General features: G+C 69.8%; 22 protein-coding genes. 11 read left to right on the forward strand and 11 right to left on the reverse strand.

Translation table 11 applies throughout. The features are described 5' to 3' along the window. The first annotated feature begins 39 nt into the window (after positions 1-39). The 3 genes from mpl to AC07RV_RS22315 are packed head-to-tail and all read left to right on the forward strand — an operon-like array spanning position 40 to position 3,276. Entirely contained in the window at positions 40-1,449 is a 1,410-nt protein-coding gene (mpl, locus tag AC07RV_RS22305) for a UDP-N-acetylmuramate:L-alanyl-gamma-D-glutamyl-meso-diaminopimelate ligase (protein ID WP_296780792.1), read from the forward strand. Positions 1,450-1,459: 10 nt separating this feature from the next. After that, the gene (locus AC07RV_RS22310; RefSeq protein WP_296780794.1) at positions 1,460-2,755 is read left to right on the forward strand and encodes a hypothetical protein; all 1,296 of its coding nucleotides are present in this window, start codon (positions 1,460-1,462) and stop codon (positions 2,753-2,755) included. A gap of 14 nt (positions 2,756-2,769) precedes the next feature. Continuing rightward, a complete protein-coding gene (locus AC07RV_RS22315) occupies positions 2,770-3,276 on the forward strand; it encodes a cupin domain-containing protein (RefSeq protein WP_296780798.1) in 507 nt (168 codons plus the stop codon). A 4-nt stretch (positions 3,277-3,280) separates the two neighbouring features. Here AC07RV_RS22315 and AC07RV_RS22320 read toward each other — a convergent pair whose 3' ends face one another. From AC07RV_RS22320 to AC07RV_RS22345, 6 genes are all read right to left on the reverse strand, one after another. Beyond that, positions 3,281-4,399: a 3-deoxy-7-phosphoheptulonate synthase gene (locus tag AC07RV_RS22320; RefSeq protein ID WP_093353424.1), complete on the reverse strand. Its 1,119-nt coding sequence runs from the start codon at positions 4,397-4,399 to the stop codon at positions 3,281-3,283. Positions 4,400-4,661: 262 nt separating this feature from the next. Further along, on the reverse strand, positions 4,662-5,198 hold the full coding sequence (locus AC07RV_RS22325; protein WP_296780803.1) for a hypothetical protein: 537 nt from the start codon (positions 5,196-5,198) through the stop codon (positions 4,662-4,664). An 80-nt stretch (positions 5,199-5,278) separates the two neighbouring features. After that, positions 5,279-6,739 (reverse strand): metalloprotease TldD, encoded by a 1,461-nt coding sequence (gene tldD / locus AC07RV_RS22330; protein ID WP_093353419.1) that lies wholly within the window; start codon positions 6,737-6,739, stop codon positions 5,279-5,281. Between the two features lie 59 nt (positions 6,740-6,798). Continuing rightward, complete coding sequence (rodA, locus tag AC07RV_RS22335) at positions 6,799-7,953, reverse strand: rod shape-determining protein RodA (RefSeq protein WP_296780807.1); 1,155 nt, start codon at positions 7,951-7,953, stop codon at positions 6,799-6,801. A gap of 32 nt (positions 7,954-7,985) precedes the next feature. Then, complete coding sequence (locus tag AC07RV_RS22340; RefSeq protein WP_296780810.1) at positions 7,986-9,848, reverse strand: sensor histidine kinase; 1,863 nt, start codon at positions 9,846-9,848, stop codon at positions 7,986-7,988. A gap of 12 nt (positions 9,849-9,860) precedes the next feature. Then, on the reverse strand, positions 9,861-10,586 hold the full coding sequence (locus AC07RV_RS22345; RefSeq protein WP_093353415.1) for a response regulator: 726 nt from the start codon (positions 10,584-10,586) through the stop codon (positions 9,861-9,863). Between the two features lie 330 nt (positions 10,587-10,916). Between AC07RV_RS22345 and AC07RV_RS22350 the strand changes: the two genes are divergently transcribed. From AC07RV_RS22350 to AC07RV_RS22370, 5 genes are all read left to right on the forward strand, one after another. Continuing rightward, complete coding sequence (locus AC07RV_RS22350; RefSeq protein ID WP_057591165.1) at positions 10,917-11,513, forward strand: YqiA/YcfP family alpha/beta fold hydrolase; 597 nt, start codon at positions 10,917-10,919, stop codon at positions 11,511-11,513. 67 nt (positions 11,514-11,580) lie between these two features. Further along, positions 11,581-13,653: a ribonuclease catalytic domain-containing protein gene (locus AC07RV_RS22355; protein WP_296780816.1), complete on the forward strand. Its 2,073-nt coding sequence runs from the start codon at positions 11,581-11,583 to the stop codon at positions 13,651-13,653. Continuing rightward, positions 13,650-14,501, forward strand: coding sequence for an energy transducer TonB (locus AC07RV_RS22360; protein WP_093353410.1), 852 nt, complete (start codon positions 13,650-13,652; stop codon positions 14,499-14,501). The genes AC07RV_RS22355 and AC07RV_RS22360 overlap by 4 nt, the downstream gene beginning before the upstream one ends. Before the next feature lie 44 nt (positions 14,502-14,545). Further along, complete coding sequence (gene aroE, locus AC07RV_RS22365; protein ID WP_296780822.1) at positions 14,546-15,400, forward strand: shikimate dehydrogenase; 855 nt, start codon at positions 14,546-14,548, stop codon at positions 15,398-15,400. An 8-nt stretch (positions 15,401-15,408) separates the two neighbouring features. After that, positions 15,409-16,152: a transglycosylase domain-containing protein gene (locus tag AC07RV_RS22370; RefSeq protein WP_296780823.1), complete on the forward strand. Its 744-nt coding sequence runs from the start codon at positions 15,409-15,411 to the stop codon at positions 16,150-16,152. On the opposite strand, the gene AC07RV_RS22375 is transcribed toward AC07RV_RS22370, so the two are convergent. After that, entirely contained in the window at positions 16,097-16,525 is a 429-nt protein-coding gene (locus AC07RV_RS22375) for a ribosomal maturation YjgA family protein (protein ID WP_296781078.1), read from the reverse strand. The genes AC07RV_RS22370 and AC07RV_RS22375 overlap by 56 nt on opposite strands. A gap of 7 nt (positions 16,526-16,532) precedes the next feature. On the opposite strand from AC07RV_RS22375, the gene AC07RV_RS22380 reads away from it, so the two are divergent. The 3 genes from AC07RV_RS22380 to ruvC are packed head-to-tail and all read left to right on the forward strand — an operon-like array spanning position 16,533 to position 18,933. Further along, positions 16,533-17,387: a lysophospholipid acyltransferase family protein gene (locus AC07RV_RS22380; protein ID WP_296780827.1), complete on the forward strand. Its 855-nt coding sequence runs from the start codon at positions 16,533-16,535 to the stop codon at positions 17,385-17,387. Next, the gene (locus tag AC07RV_RS22385; RefSeq protein WP_093353400.1) at positions 17,388-18,377 is read left to right on the forward strand and encodes a phosphatidate cytidylyltransferase; all 990 of its coding nucleotides are present in this window, start codon (positions 17,388-17,390) and stop codon (positions 18,375-18,377) included. A gap of 7 nt (positions 18,378-18,384) precedes the next feature. Continuing rightward, a complete protein-coding gene (gene ruvC, locus AC07RV_RS22390) occupies positions 18,385-18,933 on the forward strand; it encodes a crossover junction endodeoxyribonuclease RuvC (protein ID WP_093353397.1) in 549 nt (182 codons plus the stop codon). 13 nt (positions 18,934-18,946) lie between these two features. Here ruvC and AC07RV_RS22395 read toward each other — a convergent pair whose 3' ends face one another. The 4 genes from AC07RV_RS22395 to ftsZ form a co-directional block, all read right to left on the reverse strand. Next, positions 18,947-20,107, reverse strand: coding sequence for an acyltransferase family protein (locus AC07RV_RS22395; RefSeq protein ID WP_296780830.1), 1,161 nt, complete (start codon positions 20,105-20,107; stop codon positions 18,947-18,949). Between the two features lie 129 nt (positions 20,108-20,236). After that, complete coding sequence (locus AC07RV_RS22400) at positions 20,237-20,413, reverse strand: hypothetical protein (protein ID WP_172705536.1); 177 nt, start codon at positions 20,411-20,413, stop codon at positions 20,237-20,239. A gap of 22 nt (positions 20,414-20,435) precedes the next feature. Then, on the reverse strand, positions 20,436-21,359 hold the full coding sequence (lpxC, locus tag AC07RV_RS22405; RefSeq protein ID WP_093353392.1) for a UDP-3-O-acyl-N-acetylglucosamine deacetylase: 924 nt from the start codon (positions 21,357-21,359) through the stop codon (positions 20,436-20,438). Positions 21,360-21,620: 261 nt separating this feature from the next. Then, on the reverse strand, positions 21,621-22,826 hold the full coding sequence (ftsZ, locus tag AC07RV_RS22410) for a cell division protein FtsZ (protein WP_093353389.1): 1,206 nt from the start codon (positions 22,824-22,826) through the stop codon (positions 21,621-21,623). Positions 22,827-22,977 lie beyond the last annotated feature (151 nt).

The following is a 22,977-nucleotide window of genomic DNA, read 5'->3' on the forward strand; positions in this document are numbered from 1 at the left end:
CTCGGGCCGGGAGGATCGGCCTCCCTAGAATCGCCCCCCATGCATATTCATGTTCTGGGCATCTGCGGCACGTTCATGGGCGGTCTGGCCGCCCTGGCGCGCGAGGCAGGCCACCGGGTCACCGGCTGCGACGCCGGCGTGTACCCGCCGATGAGCGACCAGCTGCGCGCGCTCGGCATCGACCTGATCGAGGGATTCGGCGCCGACCAGCTCGCGCTGGCACCCGACGTGTTCGTGGTCGGCAACGTGGTGTCGCGCGCCCGGCTGGCCGACGGCACGCCGAAGTTTCCGCTGATGGAAGCCATCCTCGACGCCGGCAAGCCCTACACCAGCGGCCCGCAGTGGCTGGCCGAGCACGTGCTGCTGGGCCGCCACGTGATGGCGGTGGCCGGCACGCACGGCAAGACCACCACCACCTCGATGCTGGCCTGGGTGCTCGAGCGCGCGGGCAAGGCGCCGGGCTTCCTGGTCGGCGGCGTGCCGCTGGACTTCGGCGTCTCGGCCCGGCTCGGCGACGGACCCGCCTTCGTGATCGAGGCCGACGAGTACGACACCGCCTTCTTCGACAAGCGCAGCAAGTTCGTGCACTACCGCCCGCGCACGGCGATCCTCAACAACCTCGAGTTCGACCACGCCGACATCTTCGACGACCTCGCGGCCATCGAGCGGCAGTTCCATCACCTGGTGCGCACCGTGCCGTCCACCGGCCGGCTGGTGGTGAATGCCACCGAGCCCAGCCTCGAGCGCGTGCTGGCCCAGGGCTGCTGGAGCGAACTCGCGCGCTTCGGCGGCGAAGGCCCGGGCGCGCAGTGGCAGGCGCGCGGCACGCACGACGCCTTCGACGTGCTGCACGAGGGCGAGCAGGTCGGCCGCGTCGAATGGGCGCTGTCGGGCCTGCACAACCAGATGAACGCGCTGGCCGCGATCGCGGCCGCCGAACACGTGGGCGTGGCGCCGGCCGACGCGGCGCGCGCGCTCGGCAGCTTCCGCAACGTGCGCCGGCGCATGGAACTGCGCGGCTCGGTGGAGCGCGCGGGCGGCGCGATCACGGTCTACGACGACTTCGCCCACCATCCGACCGCGATCCGCACCACGCTCGACGGCCTGCGCCAGAAGCTCGACGCCGCGGGCCACCGGGGCGAGCGCATCCTCGCGGCCTTCGAGCCGCGCAGCAACACGATGAAGCTCGGGGTGATGGCCGCGCAACTGCCCTGGAGCCTCGAATCGGCCGACCAGTCGTTCTGCCACACGGCCGGGCTCGACTGGGATGCGGCCGCGGCGCTGGCCCCGATGGGCGAGCGTGCCCGGGTGGCTGGCGACATCGGCACGCTGGTGGGCCAACTGGTCACTGCGGCGCGGCCCGGCGACCACATCGTCTGCATGAGCAACGGCGGCTTCGGCGGCGTGCACGACAAGCTGCTGCAGGCCCTGCGCGACAGCGCAACCTGAGACAACGCGCATGGCGGCCGCGGCATCCGACGACACGCTGCTCGGCCTGCTGCGCCGCGTGTACGGCAACAGCTACTTCGACGCCGACGGCAACCACTGCCACCGCATTCCCGACACCTTCAGCGAGGCCGAGCGGCAGGCGTTGGCCGACGCGGGCCTCGAGCCCAATCGCTTCGTCGCGATCCCGCACGACGAGGCGGTGAACCGCCTGCGGCAGGCCGCGGCCCGCGTGGACCTGCGCCGCGCGGCCGATGCCTTCGTCGCCTCGATGACCTCGAGCGACCTGGCCTGGCTCACGGTGCTGCCCGCCACTGCCCTCGGCCTCGCGATGCCGACGCATCCGATGGCGGCCATGGGCGGCGGAAGCTGCCGCGTCTGCTTCCACCGCGGCGAGCGCGCGGACCCGACGCTGCGCGCCTACTTCCGCCACCTGCAGGGCGCGGGCTGGGGCACCGGCGGACCGGTCGAAGGCCTGCTCGCGCTGGAGGCCACAGGTCCGGCCGATGGCTGGCCGCGGCCTACACCGCGCGATATCTGGGTCTTCCATCGCCTGCTCGACCTGCTGCGCGCCCTGCCGGCCGACACGCGCTACGGCAAGGCACGCACGGCGCTCAAGGATGCGAAGCTGCTGCGCGTGAACAATCCCTACCGCTGCGAGACGGTGCTCGAGGCGCTGGCCACGCTCGGCGTCATGCAGACGCCCGAGCATCCGGGCCTCTTCACGCGCTGGACCACCGCGGTCGAACGCGACCAGCGCCCTTCCACCAAGGTCGAGGCACCGGCCCCGCTGGGCTGGTGGCGCGCGGCCGATGGCCTCGACGAGCAACTGGTGGCGCGGCTGTTCGGCCATCTGAAACGTCCCAGGCAGGAACCGCCCGCCGAGGTCGCCGAGCCGGTTCGGCGCAAGCCCGCCGCCGGCGCGCGCGCCAAGTCGATCCCCGGGCCGCCGGCCGCGGGCGACGTGCATGCCGTGCGGCTGCGCGAAGACCTGTGGACCGCCGCCTACTGCCACGAAGTGAAGGCCGATCATCGCGGCATCGTGCGTGGCCGCGTGGAATACCTGGACCTGCTCTCGCCCACGCCGCCCACCGCCGAGCAGATCGCCGGCATCGGCTTTCGCGACCGCCGCAACGGCGAGCGTTGGCAGAGTTGGGTCGCCGGGCTCGGCAAGACCACCGGCGTGACGCGGATCGCGGTCGGCGTGCCGGCGCCATCGCATGCCCAGCCCCTGCCGGAGCGCATTCCCGGCGGCCAGGCCAGCGACCTGAAGCACCTGGCCGGCTGGCACTTTCCCGCCACACCCTGAACGAGGACCCGCCCATGACCCAGCGCGCCACCCAACTCATCGACACGCTGGGGCTGCAGCCGCATCCCGAGGGCGGCTGGTACCGCGAGGTGTTCCGCTCCGCGGTGCAGGTGCATCCCGCCGACGAGCGCGCGGCCCGCAGCGCGCTCACCAGCATCTACTTCCTGCTCGAAGCCGGCCAGCATTCGCGCTGGCACCGGGTGCTGTCCGACGAGGTCTGGGTGCATCTCGAAGGCGTGCCGCTGGCACTGTGGACCTGCGATGCCGCGCTGCGCACCGCGCCGGCGCATGTGCGGCTCGGGCCGGTCGACGTGCACGGCACGCGGCCGCAGCACGTGGTGCCCGCGGGCCAGTGGCAGGCCGCGCGGCCGATCGAAAGCCATTCGGCGGGCGACTTCACGCTGGTCGCCTGCATGGTCGGGCCGGGCTTCGACTTCGCCGACTTCTCGCTGATGGCGCCCGACGGCGACGAGGCCGCCGCGGTGCGCCATCACTGGCCCGAGCTCGCCGCGCTGATCTGAGCGATCAGCCGCGGCGCTGCTTGACCGCCTGCGACAGCGTCTCGAGCACCTGGGTCGAATCGTCCCAGCCCAGGCAGGCGTCGGTGATGCTCTTGCCGTATTCGAGGCCCGCGATCTTGTCCTTGCCGGGCGTGAACTTCTGGGCGCCGGCCTGCAGGTGGCTCTCGACCATCACGCCGAACACGCGGCGCGAACCGCCGGCGATCTGGTCGGCGATGTCCTTCGCGACGTCGATCTGCTTCTGGTGCTGCTTGGAGCTGTTGGCATGGCTGCAATCGACCATCAGCGTGGGCGGCAGCTTGGCCGCCTCGAGGTCCTTGCAGGCCGCCTCGACGCTGGCCGCGTCGTAGTTGGGTGCCTTGCCGCCGCGCAGGATCACGTGGCAGTCGCGGTTGCCGTTGGTCTGCACGATCGCGACCTGGCCGTTCTTGTGCACCGAGAGGAAGTGGTGGCCGCGGGCCGCGGCCTGGATGGCGTCGGTGGCGATGCGGATGTTGCCGTCGGTGCCGTTCTTGAAGCCGATCGGTGCCGACAGTCCCGAGGCCAGCTCGCGGTGCACCTGGCTCTCGGTGGTGCGCGCGCCGATCGCGCCCCATGCGATCAGGTCGCCGATGTACTGCGGCGAGATCACGTCGAGGAACTCGCTGCCCGCCGGCAGGCCCAGGCGGTTGATGTCGATCAGCAGCTGGCGCGCGATGCGCAGGCCTTCGTCGATGCGGTAGCTCTCGTCGAGGTAGGGGTCGTTGATCAGGCCCTTCCAGCCGACCGTGGTGCGCGGCTTCTCGAAGTACACGCGCATCACGATCTCCAGCGTGTCGGCGTACTTCTCGCGCTCGACCTTGAGGCGGCGCGCGTAGTCGAGCGCGGCGGCCGGGTCGTGGATCGAGCAGGGGCCCATCACCACCAGCAGCCGGTCGTCCTTGCCGCCCATGATGTTGTGGATGTTGCGGCGCGTGCCCGTGATCAGCGTTTCGACCGGCGTGCCGCGAATCGGAAAGAAGCGGATCAGATGTTCGGGAGGGGGGAGCACGTTGATGTCCTTGATGCGTTCGTCGTCGGTCTTGCTGGTTTTTTCGACGCTCGCATACCAGCTCTCGCTGGCCGGGGCAGTGTTCGTGCTCATGAGGGTTCCTTGTTGGATTGAATATCGTCAGGGCATAAAAAAACCGCCGGGGCTGCTTGCGCCGGCGGTTCTGGGAGGGGTGCCTGTCTGCTTTACGCGCTCGCCTCTCGTCCGCCGGAAACCGGGAACCAAAAGTAGGCAAAGAAATAGGCGCGGAGAGCGGCGGACATGGGCGCGAATGTAGCACGGAAAAACAAAACCCGGCTTGGAGGCCGGGCGTTCGTTGTTTTGGCGCCGGGCGGGCCGGCGCCTCGATGCGGGCTCAGCGGTAGCCCGACTCGTTGGCGTTATGGATGATCCAGATCAGGTTGCCGCTCGAGTAGTCGCCCATGCCGCCGCCCGCGAAGATCAGGCGGCCCTGGCCCTTGTAGGTCATCTCGAAGCGATGGCGGTCGCTGCCGAAATAGAACGGGATGAAGGCCTTGCCGGTCACATAGGCGCCCTGGTCGGTGGGCTGGCCCGCGAGGTCGGTAACCTGCTTCGCGCTCATGCCGATCTGCAGCCGGGCGAACTTGCTGTTGCGCGGCGGGTTGCCGGTGATCTCGCCCTCGTAGCCGTTGAGGCCCTTGACGGTGCGGCCGCTGCCGGCCTCGACCTTGGACGAATCGACGACGTTGCCCTGGGCATCCATGCCGGCCCTGGAACCGCTGCGCGCGGGGGCGGCCGGGGCGGCGGACGCCGCGGGCGCGGCCTCGCTCTGGCTGCCCGAACCGCCGCGCGATGCGCAGCCGGCGCTGGCCAGCGCGACCAGGGCGGTCATGGCCCAGAGGGCGGCGGGCGAGTGGATCCTGTTCCCCATTGAAATGCTCCTTGAATGCGTCGTTCGCAAAAGGGCGCAGCTTAGCAATGGGAGGAAACGCTCCGCAAGTGACGAAAGTCTTAAGCCGTTCCGCCTACAGTCAGCCCGTCGATGCGCAAGGTGGGCTGGCCGACGCCCACCGGCACGCTCTGGCCTTCCTTGCCGCAGGTGCCCACGCCCGAGTCGAGCGCCATGTCGTTGCCGATCATCTTCACGCGGGTCAGCGCGTCGGGACCGTTGCCCACGATGGTCGCGCCCTTGACCGGGTACTGGATCTTGCCGTTCTCGACCCAGTAGGCCTCGCTGGCCGAGAACACGAACTTGCCGCTCGTGATGTCGACCTGCCCGCCGCCGAAGTTGACGGCGTACAGGCCCTTCTTGATGCTCGCCACGATCTCCTCGGGCACCTTGTCGCCGCCCAGCATGTAGGTGTTGGTCATGCGCGGCATCGGCACGTGGGCATAGCTCTCGCGGCGGCCGTTGCCGGTGGGCTTGACCTTCATCAGGCGCGCATTGAGCGCGTCCTGGATGTAGCCCTTGAGGATGCCGTCCTCGATCAGCACGTTGCGCTGGCTGGCGTTGCCCTCGTCGTCGACGTTGAGCGAGCCGCGGCGGTCGGCGATGGTGCCGTCGTCCAGCACGGTCACGCCCTTGGCGGCCACGCGCTCGCCGATGCGGCCCGAGAAGGCGCTCGAGCCCTTGCGGTTGAAGTCGCCCTCGAGGCCGTGGCCGATGGCCTCGTGCAGCAGGATGCCGGGCCAGCCCGGGCCGAGCACCACGGTCATCTCGCCCGCGGGCGCGGGGCGCGACTCGAGGTTGGTCAGCGCCGACTTGACGGCATGGTCGACGTACTCGGCGATCTGCTCGTCGTCGAAATAGGCCAGGCCGAAGCGTCCGCCGCCACCGCCCGAACCCACCTCGCGGCGGCCGTTCTGCTCGGCGATGACCGTGACCGACAGCCGCACCAGCGGCCGCACGTCGGCCGCCAGCGTGCCGTCGGCGCGCGCCACCAGCACCACGTCGTACTCGCTCGCGAGGCCGGCCATGACCTGCGACACGCGCGGGTCGCGCGAACGGGCCAGCTGCTCGACCTTCTCGAGCAGCTTCACCTTGGCGGTGCTGTCGAGCGTGGCGATGGGATCGAGGCCGGCGTAGAGCGAGCGGCTCGAGGCGATCTTGCGCGGCACGGTCTTCACGCGGCCGGTACGGCCCGCCGAGGAGATCGAGCGCACCGTGCGCGCCGCGTCGAGCAGCGAGGCCTCGGAGATGTCGTCGGAATAGGCGAAGGCCGTCTTCTCGCCACTGACCGCGCGCACGCCGACGCCCTGGTCGATGCTGAAGCTGCCGGTCTTGACGATGCCTTCCTCGAGGCTCCAGCCCTCGCTGCGGGTGTACTGGAAGTACAGGTCGGCGTCGTCCACGCGGTGCGCGGTGATCTCGGCCAGGGCCTTGCTCAGGTGCGATTCGTCGAGGCCGAACGGCGTGAGCAGCAGTTGTTGCGCCGTGGCGAGGCGCTCGATGGTGGGTTCGCGAGAGATCATAAGGGCCATTCTAGGCAGCCGCCCCATTCCGCGGGGGCGGCGGGATGCTCGGGCCGCGCTCAGTTCTGCGCCAGTTTCCGGGCGCGCGCGATCGACATCAGGATCCCGAGCCCCAACCCCAGCGTGACCATGGCCGTGCCGCCATAGCTGATGAAGGGCAGCGGCACCCCCACCACCGGCAGGATGCCGCTGACCATGCCCATGTTCACGAAGGCGTAGGTGAAGAAGATCATGGTCACCGCGCCCGCCAGCAGGCGCGAGAACAGCGTGGGGGCATTGAGCGCGATCGCCAGCCCGCGGAAGATCAGCAGGATGAAGGCCGAGATCAGCGCCAGGTTGCCCACCAGGCCGAATTCCTCGGAATAGGCGGCGAAGATGAAGTCGGTGGTGCGCTCGGGAATGAACTCCAGGTGCGTCTGCGTGCCCTGCATGAAGCCCTTGCCGCCGACGCCGCCCGAGCCGATGGCGATCATCCCCTGGATGATGTGGAAGCCCTTGCCCAGCGGGTCCTTGCTCGGGTCGAGCAGCGTGCACACGCGCTGCTTCTGGTAGTCGTGCAGCACGCGCCAGTCGACGCCGTCGGTGCACAGCTGCGATTCGAAGCTCACGATCAGCGTGATCGCCACGGCGCCCAGCAGCACCGGCGGCACGATCAGCTTCCAGGGCAGCCCGGCGAAGAAGATCACCGCCAGGCCGGCCGCCAGCACCAGCAGCGAGGTGCCGAGGTCGGGCTGCTTCATGATCAGGCCGACCGGCACCGCGAGCAGCACGGTCGCCACCACGAAGTCGAGCGGCCGCAGCTGCCCCTCGCGGCGCTGGAACCACCAGGCCAGCATCAGCGGCATGGCGATCTTCAGGATCTCGCTGGGCTGGATCACCATGCCCACGTTGATCCAGCGCGTGGCGCCCTTCTTGGTGATGCCGAACAGCGCCACCGCGATCAGCAGCGCCACCCCCGCCGCGTAGAGCGGCACGGCGGCCAGCATCAGTCGCTGCGGCGGCACCTGCGCCACCACGAACATGATGAAGCCGGCCAGCAGCATGTTGCGGCCATGGTCGAAGAAGCGGGTGCCGTGGTCGTAGCCCGAGGAGTACATCGTCAGCAGGCCCGCGAAGGCCAGCAGCAGCACGGCGAAGGCCAGAAAGCCGTCGAAGCCCTGGAAGATGGGCGCGACCCGGCGCGCCAGGGAGGGCTGATTGAACACGGCGGACATGGGCGCGGATTATCCGCGCCCGCTGCGTCCGCTCAATCGAAGACCAGTTGAACGACCGTGCGGCCCGGTCGGCTTTCGAGCGCCAGCCGCGCCCCGATGGCCCCCGCGCGCTCGGCCAGCGAGCGCGGCGGCTGGCTGGCGTCGAAGCCGCGCCCGTCGTCGATCACGCGCAGCGCCACCGCCGTGCCCTCCATGCACGCCTCCAGCCGCAGCACCCGCGCCCGGGCATGCTGCAGCACGTTCGAGATCGCCTCGAACAGCAGGAACTGCAGCTGCCGCATGCCGTGCGCGTCGAGGTGCGCCACCGGCGTCACCTCGTCCACGGCCCAGTCGAGCACGATCTCGGCCGTGGCCAGCCGCGGCTCGAGCCGATAGCGGAACGCCGCCAGCAGCGCGCCGACGTCGCCCGGCGGCAGGTGGATCGAGTCGATCGACAGCTTGAGCTGGTCCATCGAGTCGCGCAGCGTGCGCAGCAGCTCCTCCGAACTGGTCTGGCCCGACTGCAGCTGGCGGATGGCCGAGCTGATGTGCGAGCCCACGCCGTCGTGCATGTCGCGCAGGATGCGCTCGCGCTCGTGGGTGCGCGCCTGGTCGCGCGCCGCCCGCTCGAGCTCGGCATAGGTCGAGGCCAGCTCGCGCTCGCGCTGCGCCACCCGCTCGGCCAGGGTGCGGACCGCGCCGCGCGCCGCCACGCTGGCCGCGCGGAAACGCCGCAGCACGATCAACAGCAGCGCGATGCCGAAGAACACCGACGAATAGCGCACCCAGGTGGTTTCGCCATAGGCGTCGCTCAGGCGGATCACCAGCCAGTCGCGCACGCCGAAGGCCAGCGTGAGCAGGGCCGCGGCCGCCACCAGCAGCCGCTCGGCGCTGGGCCGCCGCGCCGTGGACCCGACGAAGGCGCCGACGAAGACCGCGATCACCACGATCTCGATCGCGAGCCAGCCGGTGAGCCAGATCGGCTCCTCGCGCTGCAGCGCGAGCGTGGTCGAGACCACGGTGCCCAGCACCACGGCCAGCAGCGGCCAGCGCAGCCAGCGCGTGTGCGCCGTGCGGCCCCAGTCGGCCAGGTGGTAGCAGAACATCATGGCCGAGGCGGCCCAGCCGGCGTAGCAGGCCGCCATCAGCACGCCCCAGGGCACCCACGGCAGCGGCGGCTCGGCGATCACGCCGTCGGCCACCCGGATCGCCCAGCAGAACTCGGCCAGCGCCGCCCACAGGTAGATGCCGTCGCGGCGCGGCTGCCCGGCCGTGGTCGCATCGACCTGCGTGACCCACAGCGCCAGCGCGATGGCGCCGACGATCAGGCTGAAGGCCGTCAGCAGCACCGAGGCGGTGAAGCGCCAGGCGTAGGCCGGCTCGAACAGCCCGTTGCGCACCGGGTCGGCCGGGCCGATGAACACGGGCGACAGCCCGGCGCGGCGCGCGCTGTCGGCGCGGATGCGGATCTGCAGCTGGTTGCGGCCGGCCTTCAGCAGCTCGCTGGGCACCGGCACGTAGATCGGCGCCTTGGCGTAGTCGGCACCGTTGCCCTGCGAGAGGTCACCGTAGACCTGCAGCAGCGCGTCGTTGAGCTCCACCTCGAACACGTTGCCGGTGCGCGGAATGAAGATGCCCCAGGGCATGCTCGGCGCGGCCGCCAGCTCGAAGGGCAGGTCGAAGCTCGCGAAGCCGGAGCGGCCACGGTGCTGCCGGTCCCAGTGGTAGGACAACTCGACCGGCTCGCTGCGCCGCACGCCGTCGACCTCGGTGGTGACCGTGCCGCGGCGCAGCTCGATCGGCGCGTCGGCGGCATGCGCCCATCCGGCCCACCCGCTCCAGAGGGCCAGGACGAGCAGCAGCAGCCACGGCGCGATCGGCATCGCGGGCAGCCGCCCGCGCAGGGTCCGGAGCACGGATGTCCCGTCTCAGCCAGAGCGCGACAGCAGCCCCAGTCGCGTGGCTTCGAACACGGCTTCGCTCTTGGAATGCACCGCGAGCTTGCCGTAGAGGTTCTTGATGTGGGTCTGCACCGTGTGCACGCTCAGGCCCTTGAGGCGCGCGATCTCGGCGTACGAGAAGCCGCGCGCGATCAAGGTCAGCACCTCGTGCTCGCGCGCCGACAGCAGCGCGCGCTCGCCCGCATCGGGCGCGGCCTCCGGCTCGGCCGTGCCCGGCACGCTGGCCGACTGCAGGCTGCGGTACTTGGCGAGCACGCGGCGCGCGATCATGGGCGAGATCGGCGAGGCGCCGGCCTTCATCTCGACGATGGTCTGGGCGATGTCCTCGGGCGCGGCGTCCTTGTGGATGTAGCCGACGGCGCCGGCCTCGATGCTCGCGAGCACGTTCTCCTCGTCGCCGAACACCGACACCACCAGCGGCTCGCAGCCCGGAAAGCGCGCGACCGCGTCGCGGATCACGTCGAGGCCGGTGCCGTCGGGCATGCCGAGGTCGACCAGCAGCACGTCGGGAATGGTGGCGGTGCGCGCGAGCCAGCCCAGCGCCTCGTTCACCGTGCCGGCGCTGCCGAGCCAGAACAGCTGCGGGCTGCGCTGCACGCTGGTCTCGAAGAAGGCGCGCGCGCGGCTGTCGTCCTCGACCACGAGCACGCCCCAGCGGCGGGACGTAGCGTCATGGGGGTCCTCGTTAGTCATGGGGCCGAAGCATAAGCCTGCGCACGCGGTCGCAGGTCCGCGAAGCCTCACCCTTTCATGGGATGTGCATCGCGCGCTTCGCCCACACACTCGAACCGTCTTCGAATTTGGTCGACCCCCGAGGCGCACGGCATGCGAACACGCGATGAATACTTTCGCGTTGTGCCCCGGCCGCGCCACGCAGGCATCGAGGACCTCCTCCCGCTCCGGGAAGCCCGCATCGCGGGGTTTTTGTCGCCTCGACGCCATCTGATGGGCACGGACCTCATGCAAAATTACCTGGACTTCGCAAGCAGCGCGCCATCGACGCGCTTTCCGTCGCCCCCCCGCATGGAACCACAAACCACCCATCTGCTGTACCTGCACGGCTTCCGTTCCTCGCCCCGTTCCACCAAGGCGCGCGCGGTGGCGGACCGGGTGGCGCAGCGGCATCCGAACCTGCACTGGTGGTGCCCGCAATTGCCGCCCTCGCCCAAGGATGCGATCGACATGGTGATGAAGGGCATCGCCGACTGGCCGCGCAAGTCGATGGCGGTGGTGGGCTCCTCGCTCGGCGGCTTCTACGCCACCTACGTCGCGGGCATGACGCGCTGCCGCGCCGTGCTGCTGAACCCGGCCGTCCATCCGGCGCGCGACCTCACGCTCTACATCGGCGACCAGAGCGCCTGGCACGACCCGGCCGAGCATTTCTATTTCCGCCCCGAGTACATCCACGAGCTGCGCGCCATGGAAGTCGGCTCGCTGACCCGCCCCGAGCGCGTGTTCGCGGTCATCGCCAAGGGCGACGAGGTGCTCGACTGGCACGAGATGTCGGCGCGCTATGCCGACAGCCGTGTCAAGCTGATCGAGGGCGGCGACCACGCCCTCTCGGATTTCAAGAAGAGCCACCTCGACGACGTGATGGCCTTCATCAACCCGGTTCCCTGACGCGCCGATCGGCGCCTGCGGCGGCGGCGCCACAGGCCCGCCCCGCCTGCATGGGAGAATCCGGCCCATGTTTGTATTGTTTGAAGAAGCCGGCAAATACCTCGGCGGGCGCGTGCTGTCGGAGGCGGAAGCCTCGGCGCAGGTCGAGCTCGAGACCGGCAAGCGCGTCAAGGTCAAGGGCGCCAACATCGTGCTGCGGTTCGAGAAGCCCTCGCCCGCCGAATTGATCGCCGAGGCGCGCGCGCTCGCGGCCGCCATGGACCTCGACCTGGCCTGGGAGTTCGCGGCCGATGGCGAATTCGGCTTCGCCGACCTGGCGGCCGACTATTTCAGCGACAAGCCCTCGCTGGCGCAGCAGGCCGCGGCGCTGTTCGCGCTGTTCGAGGCGCCGCACTACTTCCGCCGCGCGGGCAAGGGGCGCTTCAAGAAGGCGCCGGCCGAGATCGTGCAGCAGGCGCTGGCCGCGATCGAGAAGAAGAAGGCGGTCCAGGCGCAGATCGTGGAATGGGCCGGCCAGCTCGCCGAGGGCGTGTGCCCCGCGCCGGTGCGCGAGCAGCTCTACCGCATCCTGTTCAAGCCCGACAAGAACGCGCCCGAATACAAGGCGGTGGTGGAAGCCTCGCGCGCCTCGCAGCGCGCGCCGCTCGAGCTGCTCGAACGCGCGGGCGCGATCGACTCGCCCTACCAGTTCCACTGGCGCCGCTTCCTGTTCGAGAACTTCCCCAAGGGCACGGGCTTCCCCGCGCTCACGGCACCCGCCATCGCCGACGAACTGCCGCTGGCCGAGGGCGTCGAGGCCTTCTCCATCGACGACTCGCAGACCACCGAGATCGACGACGCGCTCTCGGTGCAGGGCCTGGGCAGCGGCACGGTCACGGTCGGTATCCACATCGCCGCGCCGGGCCTCGCGCTCGCGCCCGGCAGCGCGATCGACCAGGTGGCGCGCGCGCGCATGTCCACGGTCTACATGCCGGGCTACAAGATCACGATGCTGCCCGACGCGGTGGTCGACACCTACACGCTGCTCGAGGGCGCCGATCGCCCGGCCGTGTCGCTCTATGCGCGCTTCGACGAAGCCACGCTCGAACTGCAGTCGACCGAGACGAAGCTCGAGCGCGTGCCGATCGCCGCCAACCTGCGCCATGACCAGCTCGACAGCGTGGTGACGCAGCCCTGGCTCGAGGACAGCTCGATCACGCACGAGGACACGCCGGCCGCCGCCGCGCGCTTCCGTCCCCAGCTCTCGTTCCTGCACCGCCTCGCGCGCCAGCTGAAGGCGCAGCGCGAGGTCGTGCGCGGCAAGCCCGAGAACTTCAACCGGCCCGACTACAACTTCCGCCTCGTCGGCAACGACGGCGCCGAACCCACGGGCGCCGAGCAGGTGCAGATCACGACGCGCCAGCGCGGCGCGCCGCTCGACCTGATCGTGTCCGAGGCCATGATCCTGGCCAACAGCAGCTGGGGCGGCTGGCTCGGCGAGCTCGGCGTGCCCGGGCTCTACCGCAGCCAGGCCAGCCTCGCGCCCGGCATCAAGGTGCGCATGGGCACGCGCGCGCTGCCGCATGCGGGCCTGGGCGTGAAGAGCTATGCCTGGAGCACCTCGCCGCTGCGCCGCTACACCGACCTGGTGAACCAGTGGCAGATCATCGCGGCCGCGCGCCACGGCAAGACCGCCGCGCTGGCCGCGCCGTTCAAGCCCAAGGACGCCGACCTGTTCTCGATCCTCTCGGGCTTCGACGCGGCCTATGCGGCCTACAACGGCTACCAGGGCGGCATGGAACGCTTCTGGACCCTCAAGTACCTCGAGCAGCAGGGCATCACCGAGCTCGAGGCCACCGTCATCAAGGACCTGCCCAACGGCGCGCTGGTGCGGGCCGACGCGCTGCCGCTGGTGTTCCCGGTGGCCGGCCAGCAGGAGCGCGGCGCGCGCCTGCGCGTGAAGCTCGGCGAGATCGACGAGATCGCGCTCGACGTCAGCGGCACCGTGCTCGAGCGCCTCGATGCGCCCGCGGCCGGCGCGGTGGACGACGCCGAGGACGAGGAAGAGGTGGTCGCCGGCCCGATCGCGATCGCGGTCGACCTGGCCGATGGCGATGCCGCCCCCGACGCGGGAGCGGCCGTGGAGAACGCGCCCGCATGAACCTCAAGGATCTGAGCACCCTGCAGATTGCGCTGGGTGTGTCCGTCATCGCGCATGCCGCGCTGCTGGCGGTGCGTTTCGTCGACCCCGAGGCCTTCAACCGCGCGTTCACCGAAACGCCGCTCGAAGTGATCCTCGTCAACTCGAAGACCAACGAAGCGCCGGATCCCCAGGCCCGTGTGATGGCCCAGACCTCGCTCGCCGGCGGCGGCGACCTCGAGCGCGGCCGCGCCACCAGTCCGCTGCCGCCCTCCTCCTTCAGCGCGGTCGGCGATTCCGCCGAGGAGGCGCAGCGCCAGGTCGACCTGATGCAGCAGCAGCAGATGCAGCTGCTGACCCAGCTCAAGCGCGATCTCGCGGCCATGCCGCCGCCCGATCCGCGCGTGAGCGGCGACCCCAAGGAAGCCACCGCGCGCGAGGAGAAACGCCGCCAGATGGTCGAGCTGCTGGCCGAGATCGAGCGCCGCGTGAACGAGGAGAACGCGCGCCCCAAGAAGCGCTACCTGAGCCCGTCGACGCGCGAAGCCGCCTATGCGCTGTACGTCGATTCGCTGCGCCGGCGCATCGAGGTGCGCGGCACCGAGAACTTCCCGACCGCGGCCGGCAAGAAGCTCTACGGCGAACTCAAGATGACGATCACCATCAACCACGACGGCAGCCTGCTCGACACCGTGATCGACGAGAGCTCGGGCAACACCACGCTCGACCGCCGCGCCCAGGCCATCGTGCGCAGCATCGGCAGCTTCGGCAAGTTCACCGACGCGATGCGCCGCCAGACCGACCAGATCGTGATCCAGTCGCGCTTCCGCTTCACGCGCGACGAGACCATCGAGCTGTCGTCGCAGTAGCCGCGACGGCCCGCCGAAGAAAAAAAAGCCAGGAGACCCGCGCCATGGATCTGTACTGCGTGATGGGCAACCCGGTCGAGCACAGCCGCTCGCCGTGGATCCACGCCCGCTTCGCCGAGCTCTGCAACCAGCCGATCGCCTACGAGCGCCGGCTGGTCGCGCTCGGCGCCTTCGCCGAAGGCATCGCGGCCTTTCGGCGCGAGGCCGCCGAACGCGGCGACCGCGCGCTCGGCTGCAACGTCACCGTGCCCTTCAAGTTCGACGCCGCCAGCATCGCGCAGCACACCAGCGAGCGCGCCACGCTGGCGGGCGCGGTCAACACCTTGCGCTTCGCGGCCGATGGCGACATCCATGCCGACAACACCGACGGCATCGGCCTGGTCAACGACATCGAGCGCAATGCGCGCGTGCCGCTGGCCGGCAAATCGCTGCTGCTGATCGGCGCCGGCGGCGCCGCGGCCGGCGTGCTCGGGCCGCTGCTCGACGCGGGCGCCGCGCGCGTGGTGGTGGCCAACCGCACGGTCGACAAGGCGGTGTCGCTGGTGCGCCGGCATGCGGCGCTCGCGCTGGCCCACGGCGCCTCGCTCGAGGCCTGGGCGCTCGATGCGGTGCCGGGCGACTTCGACCTCGTGGTCAATGCCACCGCCTCCAGCCTCGCGGGCGACGCGGTGCCGGTCGGCGCGCAGGTGCTGCGCCAGGGCGCACTGGCAGTCGACATGATGTACGGCCCCGCGGCCGCGGGCTTCCTGCAATGGGCGCGGGCCCACGGCGCCGTGGCGCGCGACGGCCTCGGCATGCTGGTCGAGCAGGCCGCCGAATCCTTCGAGATCTGGCGCGGCGTGCGCCCGCCTTCGGCCCAGGTGCTCGACGAACTGCGTGCGCGGCTCGCCGCGGCCTGAAGCACCGCATGAAGGCCGCGCTGCGCTGGATCGCCTGCCTGCTGCTGGCCGGCCTCGCGCTCGAGCTGTTCTTCGTCGTGCGCATCGCGGCCATGGCGGTCATCGATCCGCAGAGCACCGCCTTCCAGCGCTCCGAGGCCTGGCAGATCGCCATCCACAAGGGCAGCGAGGGCGCGTGGCGCCAGGAGTGGGTGCCCTATGCGCAGATCAACGACAGCCTCAAGCGCGCGGTGATCGCGAGCGAGGACGCCAGCTTCATCGACCACGACGGCGTGGAATGGGAAGCCATCGAGCGCGCGCGCCAGCGCAATGCGCGCGCCGAGGAACTGGCCGCCAAGCGCATGGCACGCGCCGCGGCACGCGGCAAGACGGCGCAGGCGGCACCGTTGCGCGGCGGCTCCACCATCACGCAGCAGCTCGCGAAGAACCTGCTGCTGTCGGGCGAACGCACCATGCTGCGCAAGGGCCAGGAGCTGGTGCTCGCCGTACTGCTCGAGACGCTGCTCGACAAGCGGCGCATCCTCGAGATCTACCTCAACAGCGTCGAATGGGGCGAAGGCGTGTTCGGCGCCGAGGCGGCCGCGCAGTACTACTTCAGGAAGCCGGCCGCGCGCCTGAGTTCGTACGAAGCGGCGCGCCTCGCCGTGATGCTGCCGAGCCCGAAGTTCTACGAGCGCCGGCCCAACTCGCCCTACCTCAACGGACGGGCATCGACGATCGTGGCGCGGATGCCTTCGGCCGAACTGCCCTGAACAGGGCCTCGCCCGCGAGCACCGCGGCGAAGCCGATCGCATAGGCCAGCACGTCCCACCAGTCGGCCGTGCTGCCGAGCACGATGCGCAGCGCGCGGTTGGGAATGTGCAGCTGCCACGTGGCCGCCAGGTACTGGCCCAGTTCCACCAGCAGCCCCACGCCGAAAGCAGCGAGCGCCAGCGGCAGCACGCGCGCCTCGATGAAGGCCTTGAACACCAGGTAGACCCAGACCACGGCCAGCACGTCGCCGAGGAAGCTGCGCACCCAGCCCCAGCGCGCGCCCACGGTCGCGAGCAGTGCCAGCAGCACGAACAGGGCCGCGGCCCCGGCCAGGGAAAGAGGAGCAAGACGCCATCGCATGCCCCGTATCATCGCCTCCATGTTGGCGAAGCTCGTGGGATGGTTGCTGTTGGGCGTGGTGCGATTGCTCACCGGTGCCCAGGCGCGCTGGTACGGCTGCCCGCCGAAGGCCGAGCAGCGCATCTATTTCGCCAACCACCAGAGCCATGCCGACCTGGTGATGATCTGGGCCGCGCTGCCCGAGGAGCTGCGCAGCATCACGCGGCCGATCGCGGCGCGCGACTACTGGGCCAACACGCCGGTCAAGCGCTGGATCACGACCGAGGTGTTCAACGCGGTGTACGTGGAGCGGCAGGCGGCCGCCGGTTCGCCGCCCGCACCCGTCGTGCCGGTCGCGGCCGGGACGCCCGTGCAGCCTGTCGAAGCACCCGCCGCCGCCGAACGCATCGAGCCTTCGATGGAGCCGCTGCTGCCGCGCTCCGCGCCCGTCGACACGGCACCGGTCCGCACGGAGATCCAGGGCGAACTCGACCTGCCCGCGCAACCGGTCTCCGTACCCGAAGCGCCCGCAGTGCCACCTGCGCCGCCCGTGCCCCCGGCAGCCCGCGATGCCGACCCGCTCGCCCCGCTGATCGACGCGCTGCGCAGCGGCGACTCGATCATCATCTTCCCCGAGGGCACGCGCGGCCACACGGGCGAACCGCAGAAGTTCAAGTCGGGCCTCTACGCGCTCGCCACCCAGTTCCCCGAGGTGGTGCTGGTGCCGGCCTGGATCGACAACGTGCAGCGCGTCATGCCCAAGGGCGAGATCGTGCCGGTCCCGATCCTCTGTTCCGTCACCTTCGGCGCGCCGATCCGCGTCGAGGCCGGCGAGGAGCGGCGTCCTTTCCTCGACCGCGCGCGTGCCGCCGTCATCGCCTTGCGCGACGTCTGAATGAACCAATTTCTCCGCAGCCTCAGCCCCACGCAGCAGGTCGCGGCGCTGTTCCTGATCGTCTTCGGCGTGCTCGTGATCGTGAGCACCGCCGCCTTCTTCCTGAGCTTCAGGGAGCGGCGCAACCCGGTGCACGACGCCGCCTGGCAGGCCGAGCTCGCGCACTTCCGCAAGCTGCTGGGCACCACCTGGTTCATGGCCGTGATCTTCTGGATCGGCTGGGCGCTCGGCGAGACCGTGGCCACGGTGCTGTTCGCGCTGATCGCCTTCTTCGCGCTGCGCGAGTTCATCACCCTCTCGCCCACGCGGCGCGGCGACCACCGCAGCCTGATCCTCGCCTTCTTCGTCGTGCTGCCGGTGCAGTTCTGGCTGGTGGCCACCGCGCGCTTCGACCTGTTCACCGTGTTCATCCCGGTCTACGTGTTCCTCGCGATCCCGGTGGCCAGCGCGCTGGCCGACGACCCGAGCCACTTCCTCGAGCGCAACGCCAAGCTGCAGTGGGGGATCATGGTCTGCGTCTACGGCATGAGCCACGTGCCCGCGCTGCTGCTGCTGAGCTTTCCGGGCTACGAGGGCAAGAGCGCCTTCCTGGTGTTCTTCCTGGTCTTCGTGGTCCAGACCTCGGTGCTGGTGCAGCACCTGATCTCGCGCCGCAGCCAGCGCGCGCCCTTCGCGCCCAACGTGAGCCGCAGCTTCAACTGGACCAGCTGGGGCATCGGCATCGCGGTGGCCAGCCTGGTGGGCGCCCTGTTCTCCTTCATCACGCCCTTCAAGTTCGGCCAGGCGCTCGCGGTCTCTGTCATCGCCTGCATCGCCGGTTCGATGGGCCACCTCGTGATGAAGGCACTCAAGCGCGACCGCGGCATTCCCAACTGGGGCCAGAAGGGCGTGGGCGTCACGGGTGCCAACGGCCTGCTCGATCGCGTCGATGCGCTGTGCTTCGCGGCGCCGATCTTCTTCCATTCCGTGCGCTGGTACTTCGGGGCCTAGAGAACACATGCGCATCCTGGGCATCGACCCCGGTCTCAACACCACCGGCTTCGGCATCGTCGATGTCGACGGCCATGCGCTGCGCTACGTGGCCAGCGGCACCATCAGCACGCGCAGCGTCACCAGCGGCAGCCTGCCGCAGCGCCTCAAGGTGCTGTTCGACGGCATCGCCGAGATCACCGAGCGCTACCGGCCAGACGCCTCGGCGGTCGAGATCGTGTTCGTCAACGTCAATCCGCAGTCCACGCTGCTGCTGGGCCAGGCGCGCGGCGCCTGCGTGACCGCGCTGGTCACCAGCGACCTGCCGGTGGCCGAGTACACCGCGCTGCAGATGAAGAAAGCGGTGGCGGGCCATGGCCAGGCGGCCAAGGCGCAGGTGCAGGAGATGGTGAAGCGCCTGCTCGACCTGCCGGGCCTGCCGGGCAGCGACGCGGCCGACGCGCTGGGCATCGCGATCACGCATGCGCAGGTCGGACGTTCGCTGGCGCGGCTGGCGGAGGCCGCCACGCTGACGACCTCGACGACCGGACGCTACCGCCAGGGCCGCTCGCGCTGAGGCGCCGGCGCGCTCAGGAAGCGATGACCCGCATGCCGCGGCGGTTGCGATGGCCGCGTTCGCCGCGCGCATGCTGCCGCGGACGCCGGGCCAGCAGCGGCACCTCCACCAGCCGGTACGACAACTCGGCCAGCACGGCGGTGGCCAGGCAGGCCAGCAACACGCCCTCGCGCGGCTGCAGCACGCCGTCGAGCATCAGCCGGCGCGCGAACTCCATCACCGACAGGTGGACGACGTACATGCCGTACGAACGCTGGCTGGCCCAGCGCACCAGCGCCTCCATGCCCCGGCCCGGCTGCCGCATCCGCACGACGGCCGGAAAGCACAGCGCGAAGCCCGTCGAGGTCAGGCTGAAGAAGCCCGCGCGCCACGACGCGCTCTGGTAGGAGGCCGGCTCCAGGCTGCTCAGCACCGAGGCCCCGACCAGTGCGAGGCCCAGCGCCAGCATCGGCTGCGCGAGCGCGTCGCAGGCCCGGCGCCGGCTGCGCATCAACCAGGCCATGGCCACGCCATAGGCGATCGCGTCGAGGCGCAGCAGCACGACCTTGCGAATCCGTGCGTCCCAGTCGGCGGCGACCGCGTCGTCGGCGATCCAGCGCGCCAGCAGGGGCAGCGCGATGAAGAGCGCGCAGCTGATCCCGAGGGCCCGCGAGACGCGCATGACGCCGGCCAGCGCGATCAGCAGGCTGGCGAACAGCAGGTAGAACCACTCCTCGACCATCAGCGACCACGAGACGTCGAACCAGGCGCTGGTCATGGGCCAGGCCAGGTTCTGCGTGAAGCTCAGGAAGAACCAGGGCCATCGCGTGGCACCGGCCCAGGTCCCGCACAGCAGCAGCACGCCGAGCCACAGGTAGTACAGCGGGATCGTGCGCATCCAGCGCCGCACCAGAAAGGTCCACAGGGCCCGCGGGCCGGCGCCCTGCTCGAGGATGTCCAGCAGCAGGCCGCCGATGAGGAAGCCGCTGAGCACGAAGAAGAGTTCGACGCCCAGAGTGCCCAGGACACCGGCCAGCGCCGAGCGGCCGCCCCAGAACACCAGTTGCAGATGGCTGACGAGCACACCGCCAATGGCCAGTGCCCGCAAGAGGTCCAGTCCGAAGATCCGCCCCGCCACCCCTTCTTCCTGCGGCTTGGCCACGCCGCAGACGCCACCCTGTTGCGATGGAGTCATCCGTCCCTCCCCGATCAAATTTTTTCGGGGCGGATATTACAAAAGGAATTCTTAACGAAATCTCCTCCGGACGGAGGAGCGTAGATCGCCATCCACGCGGCGAAGGGAGACCGGCGGTGCCGGTCCGGATCAGGCCACGCGCTCGGCGATCAGCACCGCGAAGAAGCCGCAGGCCGCGAGCAAGGTCCACTTGAGCACGATCCAGCCGAAGCGCCGGTACTTGGGTTGGCCGGTGCCCGCGTAGAACGCGAACGAAACGCCGGCCATCAGCAGGAGGAACAGCAGGGCCCAGCGAAAGAGGAGCATGCGTGGATCGGCGCGGCGTCGCCTACCAGGCGCGAGCGACTTCGTTGAAGCCGCGCGGCGCGCGCTTCTCGTCCGCGAAGGTCACGATCTCGTAGGCGTCGTCGTGCGCGAGCAGTTCGCGCAGCAGCTTGTTGTTGAGCGCATGGCCCGAACGGAACGCGGTGTAGGCCGCGAGCAGCGGCTTGCCGATGATGTAGAGGTCGCCCATCGCGTCGAGGATCTTGTGCTTCACGAACTCGTCGTCGTAGCGCAGGCCACCGGCATTGAGCACCTTGGTGTCGTCCATCACCACGGCGTTGTCGAGGCCGCCGCCGAGCGCGAGGCCCCGGGTGCGCATGTACTCGACGTCTTTCGTGAAGCCGAAGGTGCGCGCGCGCGCGATGTCGCGGCTGTACGAATCGCTGCCCAGATCGAACTCGACGCGCTGGCCCGTGGAATTGACCACGCGGTGGTCGAAGTCGATCTCGAAGCTGAGCTTGTAGCCGTGGTACGGCTCCAGGCTGGCCCATTTCTCGTTGGCGCCGTCGCCCTCGCGCACCTCGACCTTGCGCAGCACGCGGATGAAGCGCCGCGGCGCCTTCTGGAACTCGATGCCCGCGCTCTGCAGCAGGAACACGAAGGACGAGGCCGAGCCATCGAGGATCGGTACCTCGTCGGCCGTGATGTCGATGTAGAGGTTGTCGATGCCCAGGCCGGCGCAGGCCGACATCAGGTGTTCGACGGTCTGGACCTTGGCGCCGCCGGTGGAGACGGTCGAGGCCAGCCGGGTGTCGGTGACCGCCTCGGCGGTCATGCGGATCTCGGCGGGTTCGGGCAGGTCGACGCGGCGGAACACGATGCCCGTGTCGGCCGGGGCGGGACGCAGCGTGAGTTCCACGCGCTGCCCGCTGTGAAGCCCCACGCCCACGGCGCGGCTGATCGACTTGAGGGTTCGTTGTTGCAGCACGCCTGCGATTTTAGGCGCGCGACGTGCGTGGCGCGCCAATCCCCTGGCTATTACACCCATAGGCATCGTTCGATCGGCATAGCCGGGCTCGCTTCGCAAATGGACGCAAAGGGATGAAGAAAACGCGCCTGATACAGGCGGGAAGGCTTTATCTGGGCCTCCTCCTGCGCCTCTTGCGAGTTCTTCAAACCCTCTGCGTCCGGTCGGGCCCGCCGCGCGGCATCTCTTTCGAAATACCCGCGACGGGCCCTGGTCCGGTTCTCAATCGGCCTGGCGACGCAGGAAGGCCGGGATCTCGAAGTCGTCCATGCCGCCCGAGGACAGCGCGTCGACCTTCGCGGCCGCCATCGTGCGGTTGGTGCGCCACACGCTGGGCACGGCCATGCCTTCGTAGTTGGGCTGGTGGCCGCCACCGCCGTGGCCGGTGCCCATCGAGGGCACGTTGAACGGGATGTTGTCGGTGCCGGTGCGGATCACCTCGAGCGTCGGTGCCTGGCGGCGCGCGTCGGCGCGCGACAGGCCGGTGGCGACCACGGTCACGCGCATCTCGTCGCCAAGGGCGTCGTCGTAGGCCGCACCGTAGATCACGTGCGCATCGGGCGAGGCGTAGGCGCGGATGGTGTTCATCGCGAGCTTCGACTCGTTGAGCTTCAGCGAATTCTTCGACGCGGTCACCAGCACCAGCACGCCCTTGGCGCCCGAGAGGTCGATGCCTTCGAGCAGCGGGCAGGCCACGGCCTGCTCGGCCGCGATGCGCGCGCGGTCCGGACCCGAGGACACGGCCGTGCCCATCATCGCCTTGCCCGGCTCGCCCATCACGGTGCGCACGTCCTCGAAGTCGACGTTCACGCCGCCGTACTCGTTGATGATTTCCGAGATCCCGCCCACGGCGTTCTTCAGCACGTCGTTGGCCTGCGCGAAGGCTTCCTCCTGGGTGATGTCCTCGCCCAGCACGTCGAGCAGCTTCTCGTTGAGCACCACGATCAGCGAGTCGACGTTGGCCTCGAGCTCGGCCAGGCCGGCTTCGGCGTTGGTCATGCGGCGGCCGCCTTCCCAGTCGAAGGGCTTGGTCACCACGCCCACGGTGAGGATGCCCATTTCCTTGGCCACGCGCGCGATCACCGGCGCGGCGCCGGTGCCGGTGCCGCCGCCCATGCCGGCCGTGATGAACAGCATGTGGGCGCCGTCGATGGCCGCGCGGATCTCGTCCACGGCGGCTTCGGCAGCTTCACGGCCCTTCTCGGGCTTGCTGCCCGCGCCCAGGCCGCTCAGGCCGAGCTGGATGTTGCGCTGCGCGCTGCTGCGCTGCAGGGCCTGCGCGTCGGTGTTCGCGCAGACGAACTGCACGCCCTGCACGCCGCGTTCCATCATGTGCGCGACCGCGTTGCCGCCGCCACCGCCGACACCGATCACCTTGATCTGCGTGCCCTGGTTGAACTCTTCGACTTCGATCATTTCGATGGTCATCTTCTACTCCTTGAATCTTGCAGTTGCCGTTGTCTATGAATGAATCTTTTTTGGGGTACCCGACGAGAACGAATTCATCGTCGTGATGGTGGACCTGTTCGTCGCCATCGCTCGTTGAAATGCAAGGGTGGGCTGCCGCGCGCAAGCCAGA

This window comes from Variovorax sp. GW821-FHT09B01 (assembly GCF_059418345.1).